The organism is Streptomyces sporangiiformans (assembly GCF_005768555.2).
Classification (GTDB): domain Bacteria; phylum Actinomycetota; class Actinomycetes; order Streptomycetales; family Streptomycetaceae; genus Streptomyces; species Streptomyces sporangiiformans.
In genome coordinates this window covers 1-3,032 of the sequence record NZ_VCHX02000239.1, presented here as the reverse complement: position 1 = coordinate 3,032, position 3,032 = coordinate 1, and the positions used below count along the sequence as shown (strand labels likewise).

Genomic DNA, 3,032 nt, shown 5'->3' with positions numbered 1-3,032 from the left:
CGGCATGTGCGCCAGGCGGTTCGGTTCGCCGATGGGGTGGCGTGGCTGGCGGAGCACGGGGTGACCCGGTTCGTGGAGTTGGGGCCGGACGCCACGTTGACTGCCATGGCCCAGACCTGCGTGCCGGATGGTGACGACTGCGTCTTCGTGCCCGCCCTGCGCAAGGAGCGGGAGGAGCCGACGGCCCTGCTCACCGCAGTGAGCCGACTACACACACACGGTGCCGCCGTGGACTGGCCGACCGTCATCCCCGGCGACCGTCCGGCCGTCGCCCTGCCGACGTACGCGTTCCAGCGGCGCCGCTATTGGCTCGACCCGGACCAGAGCGGCCCCACACGCAGCACCGGCCACCCGCTGCTGAGCGCGGCCATCACCCTGGCGGAGTCGTCCGCCGTCGTGTCGACCGGCCGCCTCTCGCGCAGTACCCACGCCTGGCTCGCCGACCACACGGCCTTCGGCACCGCCGTGGTGCCCTCCGGCGCTTTCGCCGACCTCGCCCTGCACACCGGTCGGCACGTCGGCGTTCACCATGTTGCCGAACTCACCGTCGAGCGACCGCTGTTCTTCCCCGAGAACGCGGCCGTCGAGCTCCAGACCGTGGTGGAGCCTGTGGGTGAGGACGGCCGGTGGTCCTTCACTGTCCACTCCCGCCCGGCCGAGGCAGGGGAAGAGGACCAGGACCAGGACCACCCCTGGACCCGGCACGCGCGGGGTCTCCTCACGGCCGCCACGGCACGGAGTGACGCCGAGCCCGGTACGGATCTCGGCGCCTGGCCTCCGCCGGGCGCGGCTCCCGTCGCGGTGGACGACGTGTACCGCACGCTGGAGGGCCAGGGCGTCGACCCCGGCGAGGCGTTCCGCTGCCTGACGGCTGTCTGGCGACGCGGTGACGAAGTGTTCGCCGAGGCGGTGCTGCCCGAGGCGCAGCGCGTCGACGCCGCCCGGTTCACCGTGCATCCTGTCCTGCTCGAAGCGGGCCTGCTGGCCCTGCCCGCGCTGGGTCACGAAGCTCCCTACGCCTCCCTCTGGTCGGGCCTGACCCTGTGCGCGGTCGGTGCCGAGTCCGTACGGATACGGATGGAGCCGCGCCCGGACAGTGACGGTGCGCTGACGCTTGAGCTGGCGGACGAGACGGGCGCCCCCGTCCTGACGGCCGAGGCGGTGACCGTGCGGCCGCTCTCCGAGACCGACCTCCCGGACGCCGCGCACAGGGACGCGGGCGCGGACGGAGACGACCTTTTCACCGTGGAGTGGATGCGCCCCAAGGGGCCGATCCAGAACGTCCCGGCGGACGTAGCCGTGTACGGCGGACTCGACGACCTGCTGGCCGCCGTCGAAGGCGGCGCTCCGGTCCCCGAGCTCGTCGCCGTGCCCTGGCGCACGACCCCTGCTCCCGGTGACGGCACCGCACTGGCCGAAGCTGTCCACGAGGCCGCCGCGCAGGCACTGGAACTCCTGCACAGGTGGCTCGCGGACGAGCGATTCGCCGGCTCCCGCCTGGCTCTCGTCACCTCGGGTGCGGTTGCCGTGCTGCCCGACGAGACGATACGGGACCTGCCGGCGGCCTCCGTCCGTGGACTCGTACGGTCCGCACAGTCCGAGAACCCCGGACGATTCCTGCTGCTGGACACGGGCACGGATGCGGACGTCCCGACCGCCGAGGAGATCGCCGAGGCACTGCGGTACGACGAGCCCGAGAGCGCCCTGCGGGACGGCCACGTACTGGTACCCCGACTCGTCCACTCCCGGAGCCGATCCGAGCCGCACGGCCCGACTCCGTCCTTCGACCCGGAACGGACCGTCCTCGTCACCGGTGGAACCGGCACCGTGGGCGCAGCCGTCGTCCGGCACCTGGTCACCGAGCACGGCGTACGTCACCTGCTGCTGGCCGGACGCCGAGGCGCCGACGCGCCCGGCGCGACCGAACTCATCCGCGCCGTCGAGGACTTGGGGGCGCGGGCCACCGTGGCCGCCTGTGACGTGGCCGACCGCGACGCACTGGCCGCCCTGCTGGCCACCGTCCCGCCGGACCACCCACTGGGCGCGGTGGTGCATGCGGCAGGCGTGATCGACGACGGCGTGATCACATCGCTCACACCGGAACGCCTCGCCGCCGTCCTCCGGCCGAAGGCGGATGCCGCCGTCAACCTGCACGAGCTCACCCGGGACCTCGGACTGTCGGCCTTCGTCCTGTTCTCCTCTGCCGCCGCCACCTTCGGTGGTCCCGGCCAGGGCAACTACGCGGCCGCCAACGCCTTCCTCGACGCGTTCGCCCTTCACCTCAGGTCCGACGGCCGGCCCGCCGTCGCCATCGGCTGGGGACTGTGGGAAGAGGACAGCGCGATGACCGGAGGACTGGGCAGTCCGCACCGCGGCCGCATCGCCCGAGGCGGCGTCCGGGCGCTGCCCACCCACACCGCGCTCACCCTCTTCGACAGGTGCATGTACCGTCCCACGGGACTTCCTCTGCCCGTACGCATCGACATCCCCGCCCTCCGCGAGGATCCGTCGAACGTGCCGACCGTGCTGCGTGCACTGGCCGGCTTCACACACCTCCGGCAGGCCGCGGCCGCCGGAGCCGGCACATCAGCTCGGTTCCGCGACACCCTCGCCCAGCTGCCCGAGAAGGACCGCCGGTCCGTCGTGCACGACACCGTCCGCACTGCGGTGGCGACCGTCCTAGGCCACGGCTCCGACGCCACGGTCGACCTCGAACGCGCCTTCGGTGACCTGGGCGTCGACTCGCTGACATCCCTGGAACTGCGCAACACGCTCGCCCGGACCACCGGTCTGCGGCTGCCGGCCACGCTCGTCTTCGACCATCCGACTCCGGCCGCCGTCGTGGAGCTGCTGCTCGACGAACTGTCCCTGCTCGGCGAGACGGCTGTGTCGGCGACGGCGCAGCCGAGGACGTCCGACGCGACGGGCATGGGGAACGACCCGATCGCCATCGTGGGGATGGGGTGTCGTTTTCCGGGTGGGGTGGATTCTCCGGAGGGGTTGTGGCGGCTGCTGTCGGAGGGTGGGGACGG

1 protein-coding gene is annotated in these 3,032 nt (G+C 72.6%); it reads left to right on the top strand.

Annotated features, from left to right (window positions below; translation table 11 throughout):
* Window positions 1–105 precede the first annotated feature (105 nt).
* Window positions 106–3,032, top strand: a 2,927-nt coding sequence (locus FGD71_RS35145) for a type I polyketide synthase (RefSeq protein ID WP_205571180.1), incomplete at its 3' end; no start/stop codon positions are given.